Source organism: Halogeometricum borinquense DSM 11551 (assembly GCF_000172995.2).
Classification (GTDB): domain Archaea; phylum Halobacteriota; class Halobacteria; order Halobacteriales; family Haloferacaceae; genus Halogeometricum; species Halogeometricum borinquense.
Map to the genome: position 1 here is coordinate 83721 of NC_014731.1, position 18919 is coordinate 102639.

General features: G+C 59.5%; 17 protein-coding genes and 4 pseudogenes. 12 read left to right on the forward strand and 9 right to left on the reverse strand.

Features of this window, described 5'->3' with window-relative positions; all coding sequences use genetic code 11:
* Positions 1-32: 32 nt before the first annotated feature.
* A complete protein-coding gene (locus tag HBOR_RS16165; protein ID WP_006054745.1) occupies positions 33-2252 on the reverse strand; it encodes a glycoside hydrolase family 3 N-terminal domain-containing protein in 2220 nt (739 codons plus the stop codon).
* A 156-nt stretch (positions 2253-2408) separates the two neighbouring features.
* Between HBOR_RS16165 and HBOR_RS16170 the strand changes: the two genes are divergently transcribed.
* The gene (locus HBOR_RS16170) at positions 2409-3152 is read left to right on the forward strand and encodes a TrkA C-terminal domain-containing protein (RefSeq protein ID WP_006054744.1); all 744 of its coding nucleotides are present in this window, start codon (positions 2409-2411) and stop codon (positions 3150-3152) included.
* Between the two features lie 6 nt (positions 3153-3158).
* Here the strand turns inward: HBOR_RS16170 and HBOR_RS16175 are convergent, their stop codons facing one another.
* A complete protein-coding gene (locus HBOR_RS16175; RefSeq protein ID WP_006054743.1) occupies positions 3159-3869 on the reverse strand; it encodes a potassium channel family protein in 711 nt (236 codons plus the stop codon).
* A 126-nt stretch (positions 3870-3995) separates the two neighbouring features.
* On the opposite strand from HBOR_RS16175, the gene HBOR_RS16180 reads away from it, so the two are divergent.
* The 4 genes and pseudogenes from HBOR_RS16180 to HBOR_RS16195 all read left to right on the forward strand — a co-directional run bounded on the left by HBOR_RS16180 (position 3996) and on the right by HBOR_RS16195 (position 7924).
* The gene (locus HBOR_RS16180; protein ID WP_006054742.1) at positions 3996-4418 is read left to right on the forward strand and encodes a hypothetical protein; all 423 of its coding nucleotides are present in this window, start codon (positions 3996-3998) and stop codon (positions 4416-4418) included.
* Between the two features lie 475 nt (positions 4419-4893).
* The gene (locus HBOR_RS16185; RefSeq protein ID WP_006054741.1) at positions 4894-6702 is read left to right on the forward strand and encodes an SLC13 family permease; all 1809 of its coding nucleotides are present in this window, start codon (positions 4894-4896) and stop codon (positions 6700-6702) included.
* A 97-nt stretch (positions 6703-6799) separates the two neighbouring features.
* Positions 6800-7228: pseudogene (locus HBOR_RS16190) on the forward strand (DUF7539 family protein).
* 363 nt (positions 7229-7591) lie between these two features.
* Positions 7592-7924, forward strand: coding sequence for a DUF5789 family protein (locus HBOR_RS16195; RefSeq protein WP_006054739.1), 333 nt, complete (start codon positions 7592-7594; stop codon positions 7922-7924).
* A gap of 177 nt (positions 7925-8101) precedes the next feature.
* Here the strand turns inward: HBOR_RS16195 and HBOR_RS16200 are convergent, their stop codons facing one another.
* Positions 8102-9280 carry a M50 family metallopeptidase gene (locus tag HBOR_RS16200; protein WP_006054738.1) on the reverse strand — a complete coding sequence of 393 codons (1179 nt, stop codon included), beginning with the start codon at positions 9278-9280 and terminating at the stop codon, positions 8102-8104.
* A gap of 309 nt (positions 9281-9589) precedes the next feature.
* Between HBOR_RS16200 and HBOR_RS16205 the strand changes: the two genes are divergently transcribed.
* Positions 9590-10012, forward strand: coding sequence for a hypothetical protein (locus tag HBOR_RS16205; protein WP_049890702.1), 423 nt, complete (start codon positions 9590-9592; stop codon positions 10010-10012).
* A 19-nt stretch (positions 10013-10031) separates the two neighbouring features.
* Here HBOR_RS16205 and HBOR_RS16210 read toward each other — a convergent pair whose 3' ends face one another.
* The 3 genes and pseudogenes from HBOR_RS16210 to HBOR_RS16215 form a co-directional block, all read right to left on the reverse strand.
* Positions 10032-10253, reverse strand: coding sequence for a hypothetical protein (locus tag HBOR_RS16210; protein WP_013440753.1), 222 nt, complete (start codon positions 10251-10253; stop codon positions 10032-10034).
* Positions 10250-10438, reverse strand: a pseudogene (locus HBOR_RS19480) (magnesium transporter); the annotation flags it as partial. The pseudogene HBOR_RS19480 and the gene HBOR_RS16210, both read right to left, overlap by 4 nt.
* Positions 10439-10836: 398 nt before the next feature.
* Positions 10837-11400: pseudogene (locus HBOR_RS16215) on the reverse strand (CBS domain-containing protein); the annotation flags it as partial.
* Positions 11401-11736: 336 nt separating this feature from the next.
* On the opposite strand from HBOR_RS16215, the gene HBOR_RS16220 reads away from it, so the two are divergent.
* From HBOR_RS16220 to HBOR_RS16235, 4 genes are all read left to right on the forward strand, one after another.
* A complete protein-coding gene (locus tag HBOR_RS16220) occupies positions 11737-13137 on the forward strand; it encodes a DUF6498-containing protein (RefSeq protein WP_006054733.1) in 1401 nt (466 codons plus the stop codon).
* Between the two features lie 350 nt (positions 13138-13487).
* Positions 13488-13892 (forward strand): DUF2178 domain-containing protein, encoded by a 405-nt coding sequence (locus HBOR_RS16225; protein WP_006054732.1) that lies wholly within the window; start codon positions 13488-13490, stop codon positions 13890-13892.
* Entirely contained in the window at positions 13889-14086 is a 198-nt protein-coding gene (locus HBOR_RS16230) for a helix-turn-helix transcriptional regulator (protein ID WP_006054731.1), read from the forward strand. The genes HBOR_RS16225 and HBOR_RS16230 overlap by 4 nt, the downstream gene beginning before the upstream one ends.
* Positions 14087-14126: 40 nt before the next feature.
* Positions 14127-15119: an ArsR/SmtB family transcription factor gene (locus HBOR_RS16235; protein ID WP_006054730.1), complete on the forward strand. Its 993-nt coding sequence runs from the start codon at positions 14127-14129 to the stop codon at positions 15117-15119.
* Positions 15120-15176: 57 nt separating this feature from the next.
* Here HBOR_RS16235 and HBOR_RS16240 read toward each other — a convergent pair whose 3' ends face one another.
* A complete protein-coding gene (locus HBOR_RS16240; protein ID WP_006054729.1) occupies positions 15177-15686 on the reverse strand; it encodes a hypothetical protein in 510 nt (169 codons plus the stop codon).
* Positions 15687-15699: 13 nt separating this feature from the next.
* Positions 15700-16023 (reverse strand): hypothetical protein, encoded by a 324-nt coding sequence (locus HBOR_RS16245; RefSeq protein WP_006054728.1) that lies wholly within the window; start codon positions 16021-16023, stop codon positions 15700-15702.
* A gap of 139 nt (positions 16024-16162) precedes the next feature.
* On the opposite strand from HBOR_RS16245, the gene HBOR_RS16250 reads away from it, so the two are divergent.
* Both HBOR_RS16250 and HBOR_RS16255 read left to right on the forward strand, forming a co-directional pair.
* A complete protein-coding gene (locus HBOR_RS16250) occupies positions 16163-17086 on the forward strand; it encodes a helix-turn-helix transcriptional regulator (RefSeq protein ID WP_006054727.1) in 924 nt (307 codons plus the stop codon).
* Positions 17086-17889 (forward strand): DUF6036 family nucleotidyltransferase, encoded by an 804-nt coding sequence (locus tag HBOR_RS16255; RefSeq protein WP_006054726.1) that lies wholly within the window; start codon positions 17086-17088, stop codon positions 17887-17889. Before HBOR_RS16250 ends, HBOR_RS16255 begins: the two co-directional genes overlap by 1 nt.
* Before the next feature lie 13 nt (positions 17890-17902).
* Here HBOR_RS16255 and HBOR_RS16260 read toward each other — a convergent pair.
* A pseudogene (locus HBOR_RS16260) lies at positions 17903-18718 on the reverse strand (hypothetical protein).
* Between the last annotated feature and the right edge of the window lie 201 nt (positions 18719-18919).

Here is an 18919-nt window from a genome sequence, read left to right on the forward strand (position 1 = left end):
TAACAGACCACCTCGTTCGGGCGGCAGTTCCGTCAGTCGCGTCCGGTTCGGACCGTTATCTCGGCGGTTTCGTCCTCACAGTGGAAAACGAATTCGCCGGGTTCGACCCGTTCGTAGTCCCGACCGTGGACGGCGAGCCGTTCGACCGGAACCGACATCGAGAGCGTCGCTGACTCGCCTGCCTCCACAGTCGTCTTCTCGAACCCAACGTGTTCACGAACAGGTGTCACCCGAGAACTCACCACGTCCTCGACAAACAAGTCCACCGCTTTCGTACCGTCTCGGTCACCGGTGTTTTCCACAGTCACCTCAACCGTCACCGTTCCGGCGGGACCGACTGTCGAAGACGACAGTGAGAGGTCAGTCACCTCGAAGTCGGTGTAACTCAAGCCGTGCCCGAAGGCGTACAGCGGGTCGTACGAGTCGGGGTGTTCGTCCGCTCCAATCGGTGTGGGGTGTCGGAGGTAGTTGTACCGAGTAGGGAGATGTCCCACCGAACGCGGAACAGAGATTGGCAGGCGTCCGCTGGGATTGTGGCGGCCGAACAGCGTCTCAGCGACGGCAGTTCCGCCATCCATTCCGGGGTAGTATGCCATGAGAATACCCGGAACGTGCTCGTCGGCCCATGCAATCGACAGGGGACGGCCCGAGACGAGGACAAGAACCGTCGGCGTGCCGGTGGTCTGCACCGCTTCGAGGAGTTCTCGCTGGGCATCGGGCAGACCCAGTTGCGTCCGCGTGGGGAACTCGCCGGTGGCACGATTCATCTGCTGAGGACCGAACTCGTGAAGGTACCAATCTTCACCGAGGACGACCACCGCGGCGTCGGCGTCTTCGGCCGCGTCTGTGGCCGCTGCAACGTCTTCTGTCTCGGTGATGCCCGAACCGGGTTCGTACGTCACAGACTCCTCACCGACGATTGCTTCGATTCCCTCGCGGACGGTCACACCAGTGAGGTCTGCGTCGTCCATGACGCTCCAGCCGCCGAACTGGTGGTGTAAATCGTCGGCGTTCGGACCCGTGACCAACACGTCGTCCAGCGACTCCGAGAGCGGGAGAACGCCGTCGTTTTTCAGAAGCGTCATGGACTCGCGGGCAGCGTCGAGAGACATCTCCCGGTGGCTTTCCCGGGAGACGGCCTCCGTAGCGGACTCGGCGTCCACGTACGGGTCGTCGAACAGACCGAGACGTGCCTTCAGTTTGAGAACGCGGCGGACGCTCCGGTCGATGCGTTTCTCGGAGAGTTCTTCGGCGCGTACGAGTTCACACACCTCCTCAGCGTACGACGGGCCACCGACGGAGACGAGGTCGAGTCCGGCGGAGAACGCCTGCCACGCGGCAGTTCGTCGGCTGTCGGCGGTTCGGTGGTATTGATGGAGGTGTTCGACGCCATCCCAGTCAGACGTGACTACGCCGTCGAACCCGAGTTCGTCGCGGAGAAGGCTCGTGAGAAACCGTTTCGACCCGTGCGCCGGTTCGCCGTCGATGGAGTTGTAACACGGCATCACCACGTCCACGCCGGCTTCGAGAACTCGCTCGAACGGCGGTAGAAAGTCCCGGCGGAACGTCGATTCGGAGATTTCGACCACGGATGCGTCCTCGCCGCGGGTCGGTTGCCCGTACGCGGGGAAGTGTTTGGCCGTCGCCGCAATCGTCGGGTTGTCGGCCGACCCTCGGAGGCCGCGCGCCTCGGCGGCGGCGAGTTCGCCGCAAAGGTACGGACTCTCGCCGTACGTCTCGAACACGCGACCCCATCGTTGATCGCGGGCCACATCGCAGGTCGGGCCGTAGTTCACCGTTGCACCCGTCGCGGCCGCTTCGCGTCCTGTCACTTCCCCGCTTCGTTCGACGAGTTCGGGATCACGGACCGCCGCCATCCCTAAATTGTGCGGAAACACCGTCGTCCCGTTGAGATAGGCGTGACCGTGAACGGCGTCGATTGGGATATGGATCGGAATCCCGTGCTGCGTCTCCTCGATAGCGACCCGCTGGAGTCGGTTCGCCGTCTCGGCGGCCAGTTTCGGGTCGTCGCGCGTCGAGATGCCGATACCGAACGGAGAGACAGACCCGACATGGTCGTCTACAATTTCGCTGATGGCATCTTCGAGCGTCTTCTCCGCTCCCATGTGACCGACGTAGGTGCCGACGAGTTGCCCGACCTTCTCTTCGAGCGTCATCGATTCGAGGAGGTCGTCAATATCGGCGGCGGATACCGTTGGAAGGGGCCTGTCGGCCTGCGTATCTGAACCCATTTGACAGTCATTCGCTCAGTACCGAGTAATAGCTAGGGGGCAAGTTACCAAGAGACAGAGAATCGCCACAGGCACCACCCAAAGTCCCGGACGGAACGAAGGGACGGTCGATGGAATCCTATGGAGTTTATCATCCGTGCCCGTCCAGTGTAGCCTATGGTCGACCGATTAGACGAAGTCGACAAACGAATCCTCTACCACCTCGTTCAGGACGCGCGAAACACCTCCGCGCCGATGGTGGCCGAGGAGGCGCACGTCTCCGCGGGGACGATACGAAACCGTATCAAGCAACTGGAGGCAGACGGGGTCATCCGGGGGTATCACGCCCACGTGGACTACGAACGGGCCGAAGGGCGGCTGAGGAACCTCGTCATCGGGACCGCCGAGATAGACGAGCGGGAACGGCTAACAAAGCAAATTGCCGATATCCCGGGTGTCGTCAACGTCCGACAGCTCATGTGCGGAACCGGAAACGTTCACGTCACAACCGTCGGAGAAGACGCCCAAGAGCTCGCCCGAGTCACCCGAGACGTGGCTGAGATGGGTCTGGAAGTCGAGGACGAACACCTCCTGCAACACGAGGAGTTCCGCCCGTACCACGCGTTCGGACCTGAAGGGCGGCGCGACCGGCAATCCATCGCGGACTTCATGTCGCTGTCCGGCGGTGCAGAAGTTGTCGAAGTGAGCGTCACGCCCGGTGCGGAGGTTGACGGAATGACGCTCAGCGAGGCGAACGAACAGGGTCTAGTCGAACCCGAAGTTCTCGTCGTCTCCGTCGAACGCGACGAAGAGATTCTCACCCCGCGCGGCGACACCGAAATCCGGGCGGACGACCTTGTGACGCTATTTGCCCGCGGTGACATTCCGGAGAAAACAATCGCTGCCTTCACGGACGACTGAGAGACGTCAGACCGCAGAGTTGTCCGATGAGACTGTCGAGTGGTCCTCGTAGTGTCCGAACACATCCGTTACGTCGGGCGTCGCACCCTTTGCGGAGTAAACTGTCAGAAGGTCACCGGAACGAACTGCTGTCGAACCGTGCGGCGTAATCGGATTCGATTCGTCGTTTCGTTCGACGGCGACGACGAGAACGTCGTCCGGAAGCAAGCCATCGCCCGCCGCATCATCGAGGCGCATCCCCACAATCGGCGCGGACTCCGAAACCCGAATCTCGAAGACTTCCGCTGTGTCTCCGACGCGCATGAAATCGACGATTGACGGTCGCTTGACCGCACGGTAGAGATACTCTGCGATGAGACTGGCAGGGTTCTCAATGGTGTTGGCACCGATTCGTTCGAACAGGGGGCGATGGTGCGGATTGTGGACCACGGAGACGACAGACGGGACCGCAAGTTCCGTCGCAAGGAGACAGACCATGACGTTCGTCGCGTCCTCGTCAGTCGTAGAAATGATAGCGTCAGCCCGGCGCGCACCCGCTTCGAGGAGCGTCTCTTTGACTGTCGCGTCATCGTTCAGAACCAGACAGTCGTACTCGGCGGCGACGTACTCGGCCTTTTCGTCGTCAGTTTCGACGACGACAACTTCGTGTCCGGACCGGGTAGCGATGTCAACGAGCGGTATCCCGATGCCACCCGCGCCGACGACGATGAGATACATGGATTGTGTTTCTGAATCCGTATCTAAATCGCTTTTTGTTTCTTGTAGAGCAAATATAGTGCAGTATTCTTCGTAATGCTTACTGACTAGGCTGGATTTAAGTCCGTAGAATATCACCTTAAACACATGAGCGATGATGCAGTGGCGGGTGATTCTCTCAACCGTTCTCCGGACTTCGCTGCGCGACTCGATGAACTCACGCTCCAAGAACTTCGAGAAGTAGTCCGATACGCACAACAACAGATTCGTGAGCGACAGGGAAAGCGCGAGCACCAACAGAGACAGGAGCAACACGAACCGTCGGAACGACAGGAGTCCGTTTCGGGGCGGATAACCGCCGCACCCGGCGAGGAGATACTTTCGGTGACAGAGCGCTCGGAGTACACCGAAGTCATCAAGCGCGAACCGTGCGGCGAACACTGCTCGAACTGCCCACACGGACCGTATCTCTACCACGTGGACGAGGAAACGCACCCCGACGGGGAGTCGTCGCTCCACTGGGTCTTTCTCGGTCACGTGTCCGAATCGTTGCGGACGACAGAGAGGTAGCGACACGAATCCGCGGCGGACGTGGATGCAGCCGTCAGTGCGGATCGATATATCGCCACAGATGACCCAGGCCTGCTACCAACACGCGTATGAGCAGTCCTTACGGTTCCGGAAGCGCGTCGAATCGACGCGATTCTCGCTACCTTTCAGACACGTGGGGAAGGACAGATAGCTGCAGTGGGCGATCAGATCGATGCGAACGGGTACGTCATTCAGGTTGGGACAGTCATGATACTCGAATCGAACAACTCGTGATTCAAGGGGCACAGGCTGTACAGGAGGGGGCCGGGTACGGAACACCACTCACACCCACCCAATAGTTTCCGGTACCCGCGAACACGGACACCTGAAAGAAATGCAGGTGCCTGTGTGGGAAACAAGATCTTTTCCCTCCGAGGTGCGTCCGTTCGGTATGACATTCTTTTCAGCACCTCTGGTCACTCAGGGCTTGGCTTCCACGCCCGTAACGGCCGAGATGCTCGTCGTCTTCGCTCTCATTCTCCTCGCTCTCGTGCTCTTTGCGACTGAACGGTTCCCGATTGACGTCACCGCCATCCTAGTGATGGTTCTGTTGATGGTACTCGAACCGTGGACGCAGATCTCTCCACGTGAGGGAATCTCGGGATTTGCGAACCCGGCGACAATCACGGTGCTGGCGATGCTCATTCTGAGTACGGGGGTCAATCGAACCGGCATCGTCCAGTTGATCGGCCGGAAGATGGCTGCGTTCGCCGGGACCGACCGACGTAAGCAACTCGCCGCGACGGTCGGCGTCACTGGTCCAGTCTCGGGATTCATTAATAACACACCAGTCGTCGCGATTCTGGTTCCCGTAATCGCCGATCTGGCACACGAGGGGAGAACGTCGCCGTCGAAGCTCCTGATGCCGCTGTCGTTTGCGTCGATGCTTGGGGGGACACTCACACTCATCGGGACGTCAACGAACATCCTCGCGAGCGATATCGCGGCCCAACTCGGTGCGGAGTCACCCGGCCTCGGACTACATGCGTTTGGAATGTTTGAGTTCACCAAGCTCGGTGTCGTCGTCTTCGCCGTCGGTTCTCTCTACCTCATGACGATCGGCGTTCGACTCCTTCCCAAACGGATTCCGGCTGACGAGGACCTCGTCGAGGAGTACGCGCTCCAGGAGTACCTCGCGGACGTCGTCGTCCCGGCGAACTCACAACTGATTGGCCAGACTGTCGGGGAGGCGCTCGGCGACGACAACCTCGATATCGACGTGTTACAGCTAATTCGCTACGGTGAGCGGTTCGATGAACCGCTCGCTCGAAAAGAAATCCACGAAAACGATACGCTCCGACTCAGGACGAATCGGGAGACACTCGAGTACATCATGGATGCGGAGGGGCTCACACTATCGGGTGGTCCGCGAACCGAAGACGACCTGCATCCGGAGGAGGAAGAACCGGTGCTCGTCGAAGTCGTCATCCCGTCGGGATCGTTTCTCGTTGGCGAAACGCTGGCAAGTTCATCGTTTCGACAGCGCTACGACGCGAATGTTCTGGCCTTTCGTACCCGTGGAGACGTGGTCCGGGATCGGTTCGAGGACATCCGTATTCGCGTCGGTGACACGCTACTCGTGCAGGCACCGCCCGACAGCCTTACGCGACTCGTCGAGAACGAGGATTTCATCGTCGCCCACGAGTTCGACGAGGTGACCTACCGGAGCGATAAAATCCCATTCGCGGTCGGTATCATCGCCGGCGTGGTCGCATTGCCGGCGTTGAACATCCTCCCGATTGTCGTCTCAGCACTTGCTGGCGTCGTAGCAATGATCTTCACCGGCGTCCTCAAGCCAACAGAGCTCTACTCGTCCGTCGAGTGGAACGTGATCTTCCTCCTCGCAGGCGTCATCCCGCTTGGTATCGCCCTCCAGCAGACGGAAGCTGCGGCGCTGCTCGGCGATGCCGTTGCTGCGACGTCGCTGTTCCTGCCACCGATCGGCGTCCTGTGGGTCTTCTACCTCGCGACCGGCCTGTTGACGAGCGTCATCAGCAACAACGCGAGCGTCGTGTTGATGATTCCGGTGGCTGCCAACGCTGCCCAGTCGATCGGAGCGAACGCGTTCGCGTTCGTTCTGGCGGTCACGTTCGCAGCCTCGACGGCGTTCATGACGCCCGTCGGCTACCAGACGAATCTTTTCGTCTACGGGCCTGGTGGGTACACGTTTTCTGACTTCATTCGGGTCGGCGCCCCGCTACAGTTCCTCCTCTCGATCGTTACCGTCCTCGGGATTGCGTTCTTCTGGGGCGTCCGCGCGTGAGACGAACATGGTCTGCCCGAGATAGTGCGCCAACGTCACTCCTTCCGACTGGAGACGTCGTACGAACGTTGATTGCTCCAACCGTTCACATAGGACCATGGCCGAATTTCCCGACGAACGACAGCTCGTACTACGGGCACGCTCTCAGTTGGACCAGTGGACGAAAAGTGTCCGAATGGAGGCGTACACTGAACTGTTCGAAGGTGACGATCCGATCCTCTCTCCCGAAGAGGTGCAACTGCTCGATGCGCTCGATTCCGAATTAGAGCGAGAAGGCGGTGATGGTGTCTGGGGGACCGATCAGTACGGAATCCACACGACGGGAACCTCAAGTTCGGATACCTCACTCGGGGTGGTCTGCGTGTACCACCCACAGATCACGAAAGACTCCATCCTCCGTGGGGCCGACGATCCGGACGACGAAACTGAAGAGCGACTCAACGCAGCGCTCTAGAAATACAGCGAGCGCGTCTTGACACTCATCGAAGCAAAACTCGGCGATTTCGTCCGTCAAACGCAGAGTTAGGCCTCGGTCCAGGTTCAGCCTCGTATTGACAGATAGTTGGTTTACACGATAGTGACCCTCTTTCCACGAGTTAGTAGAGTGAAGACGACTGGTCGAATGGCACTCGCGGCTTATTCGGTCAACTGGCTGTTTGCTTGCATATGCGTCGAACCAAGCGTTTTCAGATTGCTTGAGCACTCTGCTTGTACTCCCAGAATTCATCAGCTGAGATCGTCAGCCGCTTTTCGTTGTGGTCGTTCATCTCCATAGGCGAAAGCCACCGAGTACGTCCGACAGAGCCGCTACCCTCAACGATATGTACTCGAACTGTTCACACTGACAAGCGTCCACACAGTTATCCGAATCGGGCACCTACTTGTAAGGATGCCAGACGACAAACGAAGCCAAGACGAGAACAAAGACAACGAGCAGCCACAACAACCAGATCGGAAGCAAGAGAAGGTACGTGACCGCGCCCACGAAGACAGAGCAATGAGCGGCGACCCCGGTGGGCGGCTTGGTGACCTCGATGAGGCACTCGAAATCCAGAACTACCCAACCACGACCGAGGAACTGGTTGAGGCCTACGGAGACTACGAGATCGAAACACAAGGCGGAACAGAATCACTCGAAGAAGTGCTTGCCTCAACTAAGAACCAAACGTACGACTCCGCTGACGATGTTCGAAGTCGAATACTGGGACTAATACATCGCTAACCGCTGTCGTTCGGGTATCCACTATTGCCCGTCAACTCTCTATGTACTCTGAACTAGCTCTCCGCCTGACGCTTCGGGTATCGCTCTAGGAGTTCCGCAACACCGTCGCACGCGACATACGAAATCGACATCTGACTTCCCACGACACCATCTTCCTCGTTCCGCTGGAGTCCTCCGTTACTGAGCCAATTCACGTGCTTCGCTCGCTCCGTGAGATTGTAGCATCCGCGGCGACCCACCGCTCTGAATGACGTTGAACGCCCGCATCATGTCTGTCCGAGAAATGATTCCAACGAGATCACCGGCATCGTTGACGACCGGTAGTCGACCAACGCCGTTCTGCTGCATCTGCTGGAAGGCGGTCATTGCGTCGGCGTCGGGGGAGGTCGTATGGGGTTCGGTTGACATCACATCCTCGACGCGATATGCATCCCGTTCGACTTCTTCGATAGCACCTGCATCGTCCAGCGTCACCATCCCAACGAGATCGCCGTTTCGCATTACTGGGTACCCGATATGGCGCTCAGTAAACATCCGCGCGAGGAGATCAGAGATTGTAGTCTCCTCGGAAACCGTCTCGAGGTTCTCTTCGGACGTCATCACGTCGCTTACGGTGATGTCTTCGAAAGCTGCCTTGATCGTGGTCTGTTGGGCCTCGCCAGACGCGGCGATATAGATGAAAAACGCCAGTACGATGAGAAACCAGTTGGTGAACAACCCGAGAAGGCCCAGGCCGAACGCGAACACTTTCCCGACGGCAGCAGCCTGTTGGGTTGCCTTCGCGTGTGGCTGGGTCCGAGCGAGGAGTGCTCGGAGAATACGTCCGCCATCCATCGGAAAGCCGGGGAGCAGATTGAACGCAGCGAGCACGATATTCAGGATTGCAAGATAGCCGAAGACGAATCGGACTGCGTCGACACTCGGCGGGAGACTGATAAATGCCACGTAGGAGCCCACGCCAAGGAGGACGCTCACGACGGGGCCAGCGATAGCGATCACCAACTCGTGACGCCAGTTTTCGGGGAACTCGGTGAAGCTAGCCACGCCGCCGAGTAACCAGAGTGTAATCGAATCGATCTCGTAGCCGTATCGCAACGCGACCAACGAGTGTCCGAACTCGTGTAATAGGACGCCGGTAAACAGTCCCAGCGCCGAAGCCAGTCCGAGTACCCACTGGAGGTTCCCGCCCGTTAACTGGTCCGGGTCCATCGTAGCGCCGAACAACTGGTTTATCACCACTACCAACTCAGCGATATCCCAGGCGATGAATACGGCGAAGAGCGGAAGGACGATCAGGAAAGTCCAGTTAAGCCTGACGGGAATACCAAACGCCGAACCGACTCGGAATCCTCTCATGTATGAGTAATTACCCACGGAGCAGGTTAAAACGGCCGGGCAGTCGGAACAAACGGCAGCAGTAGGACGGTGAGCGACGCCACCAACCGCATCCATTCGTGACGAACAGACATACGGCGTCGGGACCGAGCCGCTGTGACGGAGTATCGAACATGTGGGAGTCTACCCGTCATGTTACAGGAACACGTCCGGGAGTTCGGCACCGGAGCTCTGGGAACCGTTACACGACTTTATTGTTCTGCCGGTGCAACGTCTCGTATGGCACTCGACGTAGAATTTCCGGAACCACCGGACCTCTCGAACCGAGGGATGCCGCGTGAGTTCGAGTTGCAGGAGGAGACGCTCGGATCAGAGGACTTCTATCGCGAGGACCTCGAAGACCTGCTTCAGGAGGGTGCATGGAAGGAGGGGTTCAACGAATGGGCCGAATACACGGACCTCGACGAAGGGCAGGTTCGGATCGTCAGCGACCTCGGCCTGTTCCAGGCGTTCGACTTCTACTGGGATCCCACCGAAGACCGACTTCGGTTCGACACCCCGACGATACCGGACGACTGGCGCGAGCGGGACGCGACCGAGTCGCTCGATTCGAGCACGGTTTCGATGATCGACGACGCGTTACAGGATCTCGGCCGAGCCGTCTACGAGACGCTGGAGGACTACCTCGAACGGAACGACGAAGCCACCGATTCTGGCTGGGGGAAAGAGACGTACGGCAAACGAGACGAGTGATCCACCACGCGAGTACTTGCTACCGCGAACAGTAGATCCCAACAGCGGAGTCCACGTACGACCAGATTCTCATATCGACGGACGGAAGTACCGAGACCGAACGGGCTTTGATATCCTCTACACGGCTGAATCCGTGGGCTTCCGCTTGTTCCATGTCAGTTTCGAGGTCGGCCTCGTACGGACCCACGACCAGACGGTTCACGCGCTGTACGTGACCGACGAGAAGGGTAGGAGAGTTCACAGGAGGACGATTTGCGCCAGTTCGAGGAAAATGAAGAATCCGAGGACGGCGGTCGCGGTCGTGATGAAGATAGTCGCCGATGTTGCCGGATCGTACCCGAGCCGATCCAGAATGAGCGGAACGAGCGCGCCGAAGAATCCGGCGATGACGAGATTCAAAACCATCGCGCTGCCGATGACCAGTCCGGAGGCTTGAACAAATACTGAGTGATACGTCGCGCATAGCCTTTCCTACCTCCGAGAACGCTCGTGTTCTGGGGCGAGGTCGAGAAATGCGTCGTTCTCCGCACCACACCGAGGGGCAGGTATGTACGAAGTGGAGACCGTTCTCGTCACGCTTTTTCTGTGTGCCACTCTGACCGGAGGCGGGCGACGTTTCCACACTCCTTGCAGCGTTTTGGATGATCCTGAAGATACGTCTACATGAAGTCGATGAACGACTGCATACCGTGGTAGTGTGTCGGCATACGTTGTTCATTCGGGGGGAGTCCTAGCAGCGTGTTCACCCCCTCTAGCATTCCCTCTGCGCACCCAGTCGTTACCTAGCAGCAGGGAAGCCATCGTGAGGTAGACTGAATCTGGATTCACCCACCGAGCCACCAGCCGTAGAGCTGTTCCTGTTCGTCTGTATCCGGATGCTTCTTCGACTTGCCGTAGGTCTTTCCCTTGAGAAGCTGGCGTTCGACAGCGTTCGCTGCGAGACGAAGAGCATGGGAGGCCCCGTAACCCTCCCCATCGGCCGTGAAGTAGCCACGGTCGGTGACCAGTCGAATCCGTGCCAGCACCAGCGGCACACCCCGGCTCTGTTCCTTGTGCTCCTGCAGTTGGATGCTGGCCTTGATCACGCTCATCTCACCGTACTTCGAGGCCATGTTCTCAATCAGCGCGGAGACATCATCGTAGTCCATTCCTTCCAGTAGGTCGAGCCCGAACACCTGCACGGCGTTCCGGTCATCGCGCTCCCAGGTGAGCGCCTCGATGACATCTGTTTTCGTGACGATCCCGTTCGGTTCGTCGGTGTCGTCAGCCGTGACGACGAGCGAGGAGATCTCTCGCTCAAACATCGTCTCGACGACCTCGTCAAGCGGTGCGCTCCGCTCGACCGTCGCGACTGCGTCGGACATCAGGTTCCGTACCGGGATGTTCAGTGCGTTCGCTCCCTCGTTTTTGTTCATCGTCAGCGCGACAGTATCGCTTGCATTCGACGCACTTGGCGTCGTTGAGAGGACGCCAATAGCGGGATCTAACCCTCCGTTCGATCCAGTTCGGGTCTTCCTCACCGGGGCGACGCCGTCCTGTTCACGCGCGACGTAGATTCGGCGTCCCGCATTGTCGGCGGCGGACTCCTCAGGAGCGCCGTCTTCTTCCTGCTCTGAGATCGTTCCGCGACAGACCGAAACCACCTTCAAACCGCGAACAATCAGATCGGTTGTCACGAGTCGGGAGTTCGAGGAAATCGGCTCTCGACGCGACCGCCCTCCACAATGAAGCAGCCACGAATCACACCGCCTCGGGCTATCGGTCTCGTTACCGTCATCGTCTCGAATCTGCTCCCCATTGTCGGAGTCGCCGCGTGGGACTGGAACCTCTCGTCACTGTTGGTGCTTTACTGGGTGGAGGGCATCGGAACGGTGCTGTTCGCCGCGCTGAAAGCGCTGTTTGCCGAGCGGGCGTCCGAGGACAGTGGCAGGCACCACCTACCGCTTCAGGAACTCTGCGAGAAGCGCGGTGGCGTCTCCCCGTGGTCTGGAGGACCACCGATGTACGTGCGGAACGTACCCCACGCGCTCGGAATTTTGCTCATCACGGGGGGAATATCTGCGCTCATCGGCGGGTATATCGCCCTTCGGCTGTCGATAGATGTCTCCGTCGTTCTCTCGACGAGTGTCGCCGTCGGCGTCCTCGGACTGTTGGTCGGCCGACTCACCGAGTTCCGATTCGACTATATCGACAACGAGGAGTACGCCGACATCTCTGCGCGGATGATCGCGGCGACGCCGGCCCGGCAACTAATACTACTGCTGTTTCTGCTCCCGGTGGCCGACGTGGGGCAAGAGGCTGGACCGCTACTACTGTTCCTCATCGTAACGGTGAAACTACTCGCAGAGACGTACAGTTTCTATCGGGAACACTACCGGACCGAACCGGGACGATTCGGACAGTGGGTTTTCGGTCCCCGCGACACCTCTGAGCCACCACCAGAGATTTCCGTGCCTGACGAACCCGTAAGCGCCCGTCTCAGAACCGACACACAGTCGGTGCTTCTCAGCTCTGTCGCATCCATCGCGTTGGGGATGGCAAACCGAATCGGCTACCTCGCGTTGTTCCTCGTCGTGATGGGCATTCTCGTCTTCGGGTGGAAGTCCGTGGCCGTTGGCATCGTGATTCTCGGGAGTATCGCAGCAGTCAGAGCCGCCGGACACTATCTCCAGTACGGAACGATAGAGTACCAACGGCGCGGCGACTCCCTCGTCGCGTACGACACGCTCCTCGACGAACCGCAATGGAAGACAACGGTAGAGGCTCTAGACGGCATTTCGGTCGAAAATCCCATCTCGGACCGGCTACTCGGGACGGGAACACTCTCCCTTTCGGGCGTTGACTCCGCGAGCCGAACAGCGGTCAAACTCGGACCGGTGTCCGACCTCGAAACCGCCGTTGAGATGTTCGCGTTGCCCGTCACCGAACCGAGTCGGCCCGAGGCGAATCACACAGTCCTAGCCATCGCGTTCGTGCTTGCAGCGTGTTTCGCCGCCGTCCCTACGACACTGTTCATGCTTCCAGATGTCGAAACAACCAACGCTATCGCTGTCACCATCATGCTAGGACCGTTTTTCCTGCTTATTGTCGGTGTCTTGGTCGTGAGCGGACTGTCCCGTATCTGACTCGGCATTCATTTCCCATCATTTATTTGCCACTATCACGTGAAATTCGAACAACTTATCAATTAAACGGTAAACTTGTTGGTGCGGGAACTCCTCCCCCCACTCCCAGTTCCCGCAACGAAGCGGTGCCTTTCCGCACCGTCCCGAGTCGCCCGGACTCGGGCTGTTTTCCTCTCTAAAGTGAGCAAAATGGAGAGACGACCCGCCAATCAAGTCACTTTGCGGTAGCGCAGAACAACCTCCGAGAGCGGATATCTATCACCGAGTTATGCATAGTGGGAAACATTTATCAAGGTGTAAAGTAGACTTGACTGTATAGGTCGCTTTACATCGCGGCCGAAATCCGAACCATGTCCACCACGAATGCGAAACCACCGGAAACGTCGTATCGCCGTCTGTACACCGGACTGTGGATACTGTCCGGAATCGCACTAGGCGTCTTCATCGCCATCGGATACCCTCTCGTCGGCGTCGGATTGTTCGCCGCGTGCGCTGCCGGTTCCATCGTCGTCGTTCGTCGGTATGACGGTCCGCTGTTCGACGAACGCGACTGGACCGTGCAGGCCGCCGCGAGCAAGCGCACGCTCGGGATCATGGGTATAGTATCGGCCATCGGCTTCCCGACAGTGACCGCACTTTGGGCGCTCGATATCATCGAGTGGCCACTGTGGTTGACACCCATCGCGTTCTTCGTCGCGGCACTTTCGCTGCTCCACCTCGGCAGTACGATGTACGAGGCGAGGCAGTACGCATGAAAAACAGCGTCCGCGAGCGCCGCAAAGCCCGCGAAATGACGCAGGGAGACCTCGCAGATGCAGTCGATGTCACCCGACAGAGCATCAACGCCATCGAACGTGGCCGCTACAACCCGAGTCTCGAACTCGCGTTGAAACTCGCCGTAGAGTTCGATTGCGCCGTCGAAGATCTGTTTTGGCTTGAGTCCGACTGACTGCGGGGGATTAAACGCTCCGCTATCACACACGAATTATATGACCGACACGACATCGAGCGATTCATCCAAGGCAGAATCAGGCGATACATCCGAGACGGACTCGGACGATTCGTCCGAACCCGACGCCGCCTTCGCGGCGGTGTCGGACCCGACGCGAATCGCCATTCTCCGCGAACTTGGATCCCACGCCCGTGAGACTGGAGAGGAGACGGTCGGCTTCGCGGCGTTGCGCAAGCGTGCGGGTGTCGAGGATTCCGGACGATTTCGGTACCATCTGAACACCCTCATCGGCCACTTCGTAGCGAAAGAAGACGACGGCTATCGACTGTCGCACGCCGGATTCGAAATCGTCGCCGCCATCCTCGCCGGACGGTACACCGATCACGAACAGGTCGGCCCGACCGCAGTTGACGGTGCGTGCAACGTCTGCGGTGCCGAGGCCACCGGTATCTACGAGAACGGCCGACTGGAGGTCACATGCGCGAACGACCATCCACTCCTCAGTTGGGCAATCCCGCCGAACGCAGCCACAGACGCCACGGTGAACGACTTGGCGACGTTGGCGACAAGCCTCATTCGCCACGCCATCGACCTCGCGCTGCAGGGTGTCTGTTCGGAGTGCTATGGAACCATGACCACTCGGATTACGTCCGGCAAACGCGACGAAGACGGGAGCAATCGAAGGGACGAGGGAAGTGAGGACGGGAGCGGTGGCGACGGAGACAGCGATACGAGTGACAAGCGGACGACCCCGGTTTTTCGGGGTGACTGCGAGATGTGCGGCGCTTCGTTAGTCGGCCCGGCGTGGTTCGCGCTCACCGTTCACCCGACAGTAGACGCATTCTACCACGACCACGGGGTAGCGGTCCGAGATGCCCTTCTTTGGGAGTTAGGCCACGTCGAGTACGATACGAAACCTGTGCGAGACGACGACAGTGTGGTCATCTCGATCGTCCTCGACGACGAACGGCTCGACGTGACGCTCTCGGAATCGGGGCACGTACTCGAAACGGATGTTGGACCGGCGTGAAAGGAGCAAGACGGTCTGGCATTCTCAACGACGTTCGGCGAGCGAGCGACAAACTCGCTACCAGTAGTACCAAATGGCCAGAAGAACGGCCGTAAATACCACGAGACTGAACCCGTGTTTGAACACTCGTCGCCACAGATATCGTCGAAATGCGTCGATTCCTTGGTCCGTGATTGCGAACGGAACCCCGTCGCCGCCGCGTAGGACGCGCTTACCGTCCTCAACGTCGAGATGACCGAGCACCGTTATCATATCGTCGTCTCGAACGGAAATCGAATCGGGATGGTAGTCGTCGTATCTCTCGGCGTCGATGTTCTCGAAGCAGTCCGGGACCTGGTCGAAGGTTCGCGTCGTCTCGTCGGCGGTCAACTGGAGGGCGGGAGATTCCCAAACCCAGTGCCTGAAGCGAGCCGATTCGATCCCGAGCCACCCTCCCATCTCGACGGGGAACGAGACGGTGTTGTACTGCTTCCGGAGCCACGATGGGTCCACGTGGATCGATTCGGTCCCGTTACGGACGCTGAACTGTCCCCATTTCGCACACGGGGGTAGTTCATCCGAAACCACGCCAGATACCCTCCTACTCGTCGGGATTGACTGGGCTCTTATACTTGGATTTGATTTTGTCTCCCTCCCGCCACTGCCAGTAGTAGTAGCGATTGTCGTTGATCTCCCTGATCGTGATCGTCGCTTTGGCAGGGACGTCGTTCGGGAGGTCGTCTGGTCGCTCTTCGACCTCTTCTTGATCTTCCGACTCCTCGAGACGGGCCTCTCGTTCCTTGTGCTCGGCGAGCGCTTCAGCGTACGTCGCAACGTCTCGGAGGTGCTCCAGGTCCGATTCGTTGAGCGTGTTGACTATCTCTGTCGGGAGGTTCGCCGGTGGGGTCGGGGGTTCGTAGGACATCGGCTACTCTCGAGTTAACCAACGGGGGCCCGCGAATCCATAGTTTTGTTGGTTAAGACGATAAAGACGGCTCCTGTGCTTGCTGAATGTAACACTGCTCGAAACTTCTTTATATACAAGTTTCGTACTATGTTACACCGTGCTCCGGCGCATCGAACTGGAGGTCCTTGCTACGGTCGACCGTGGCGACACGATCTCCGAACTCGCGACGAAGCTCGATCACAGCGAGAGCTACCTCTCCCGTGCCGTCGCCGACCTCGTTGAGAAGGGGCTCGTCTACACGGAACGCGACGGCCGGCGAAAACGAGTCGTCCCCTCGGATGCTCGTGCCGTCGAACGCTACCAGGACCTCGTTCGCCAGCACTCCCACATCGACTTCCCCGAGCTACTGACCGGCAAGGCACTCGAGGTGCTGTACTACCTCGACCAGCCGCGAACTGTCTCCGAGATTGCCGACCGGAGCGACAACTACCGCAATACGGTCAACCGCGTTCTCAAGCGGTTTCGCGACCGTGGGCTCGTCGGGTCGGCCGACGGCCACTACGAGTTCAACGCCGATTTCGACCGTCTCCACGAGTTCGCACGTGAACTCGCACATCATCTGCATCGCCAGCGCCTCGAAGCCGTCGCCCCGAAGGGGACGATTCTCTGGGAGGACTACGACGAATTCCTCGCGCAGGCCGAGACAGAGATCGACGCAGAGGGGTTCCACGAAACCGGCCTCGCTCGATTCGCGGCCTTCGACCTCCAGTTCCTGCTCACCGGCCACCGCTACTACGTCTACTCCGAAGACCTCGACGCAGTCTCGCCGGCGGAACTCTGCTGTCACACGCTGCTGATCGACGACGGCAGTCGCCACCGCTCGTACTGTCTCCTCCTGCTCAGCCACGTCGACGTCGACGAGGCGGACCTCCGAGCGCAGGCGGCGAAGTATGGCCTCGAAGACGAAATCGACGCCTTGCTCCGCTACCTCGAGACGCACGGCGAGGTCGACGACGACCGGCTCCCGGAGTGGGACGAGTTCCAGGAGTTGGCGGCTGACTACGAGGTGCCACTACCATAATGAGACCAACATTCGGACGCGAGTACATCGAGAACGAATTCCAGCGCATCGGGGATGGCCTCTCAGCCCCGCTCACGGTCTACCTGATTGGTGGTGGCGCAATGTCGCTGCGCGACCTCAAGGGGGCGACGAAAGACATTGATCTGGTCGTCCCGGATGGCGACGCGTACGGCCAGCTGTGGGCGGTCCTGATGGACCTCGGGTATGCGGAGGTTCAATCGCTGGATCCAGATTACCGGGCGCTGGGGGCGACGAGCTGCGTCGAGAACGACGATGGGTGTCGCCTCGACATCTTCAACCAGCAGGTCGCGAACAAGCTCGTGCTCACCGACGGGATGCAAGAGCGCAGCGAGCCGTTCCTTGACACAGATCGACTGACGGTCCGGCTGGTCAGCAACGAGGATATCTTCCTGTTCAAGGCGATCGCCGGCCGCGACGACGACATCGAGGACATGAATATGCTCGTGCAGGCCGGCCTCGATTACGACGTCGTCCGGGATGAACTCGAAGCCCAGATCAAACGCCTGGGTGACGATCAGTTCGCCACGTTCGCGAACGAGGCCTTGGTCGAACTCGAGGAGCGATACGGGGTGACCACGCCGATCGAGGGGCGCGTCCAGGAGCTCACGAATCGGTACTACCGGGGGCTCGAAGTCCTCCAGGCACTCGACGAGTCGATGACCGTCGACGAACTGGCCGCCGAACTGGAGCTGGATACTGACGAGGTTCACGACCGGCTCGCGTATCTCTCAACGTTCGACCGGGTCCGTCGAGATGGCGACACAGTCCGTCCCGTGGAGTAGCTCAGTCGTTACCCTACGGAGAGGGAAGGCGGCCGTCTGGTCGGGGTACACGGCCCCGTTTGATCTCGTGATCAACGCGACGCAAGTGTTTGCAGCCGCCTTCGGGTGAGCGTTGCTGCCAGTCGGGACAGGTACACGATTCGTCGATGACATCGACTTCGTACCTGTTGCCGGACGCGGACTGCACCTCGTAGCGGCCACCTTTCGAGAGGAGCGAGACATCCATCGCTTCGGCGACGGCACGCTTCGTGCGGGGCTCGAGATCGTCCTGCGACTCTGCGTTCTCGTCGACGACCAGTCGGTCGCGAACGTCGCCCGTTCGGCCACCGTCGGGAGCGACGGCTTCCGCAGGGCCACTGAGCCGCTCGTGGAGTACTTCCTCCACCGGATGGCCTTCCGGCCACAGGTAGTGGACTTCGCGGCGCTCGCGATGGTCGTAGGAGCCGCACGCCGCTGCGCTCCCGGTCCAGACTCGCCAGGCACCCAGCGCGGCCATCACGTCGACGATGTCACGGGGAACCGTCTGGTGGTCGTCCGGGAAGAACACCCGGAAGCGGGTACACGCTTCTTGCGGCGGGACGGTCTCCCACCAGTCTTCGCTGGAGCCCCAGCTGTCGCACATCGCCTCGTCGCTCCCGTAGCCGACGGTCACGCCGTCGATCGGCGTTCAGCCCGTCGGGAGGTGGTCTGCCTGTCCCTCGAGTATCCGGAGGACGGCGTATCGAAGGTATTCGTGGGCTTGGTTGTCTATCGTTCGGGCGACCTGCTCGTGCTGCTCGGCGACGTGCTCGGCTTCCCTGAGGACCGTCGTGAGATAGGGTTCAGTCATTATTCGACGGAGGTCAGAACGCGCCTCCGCCCCTCTGGGGGCGCTGAAAAAATTAACCAACAGAACGGAAGGAATCCATCACCATGTTGGTTAACTGAGTGAGGACGAGGACTCGTCCTCCAGAACGTCGATGAGTTCTTTTGCCGTTCGACTAACCACTCTTCGGGGTCGATCTCTGCTTGCTCGATCTCGTTGAGGTCA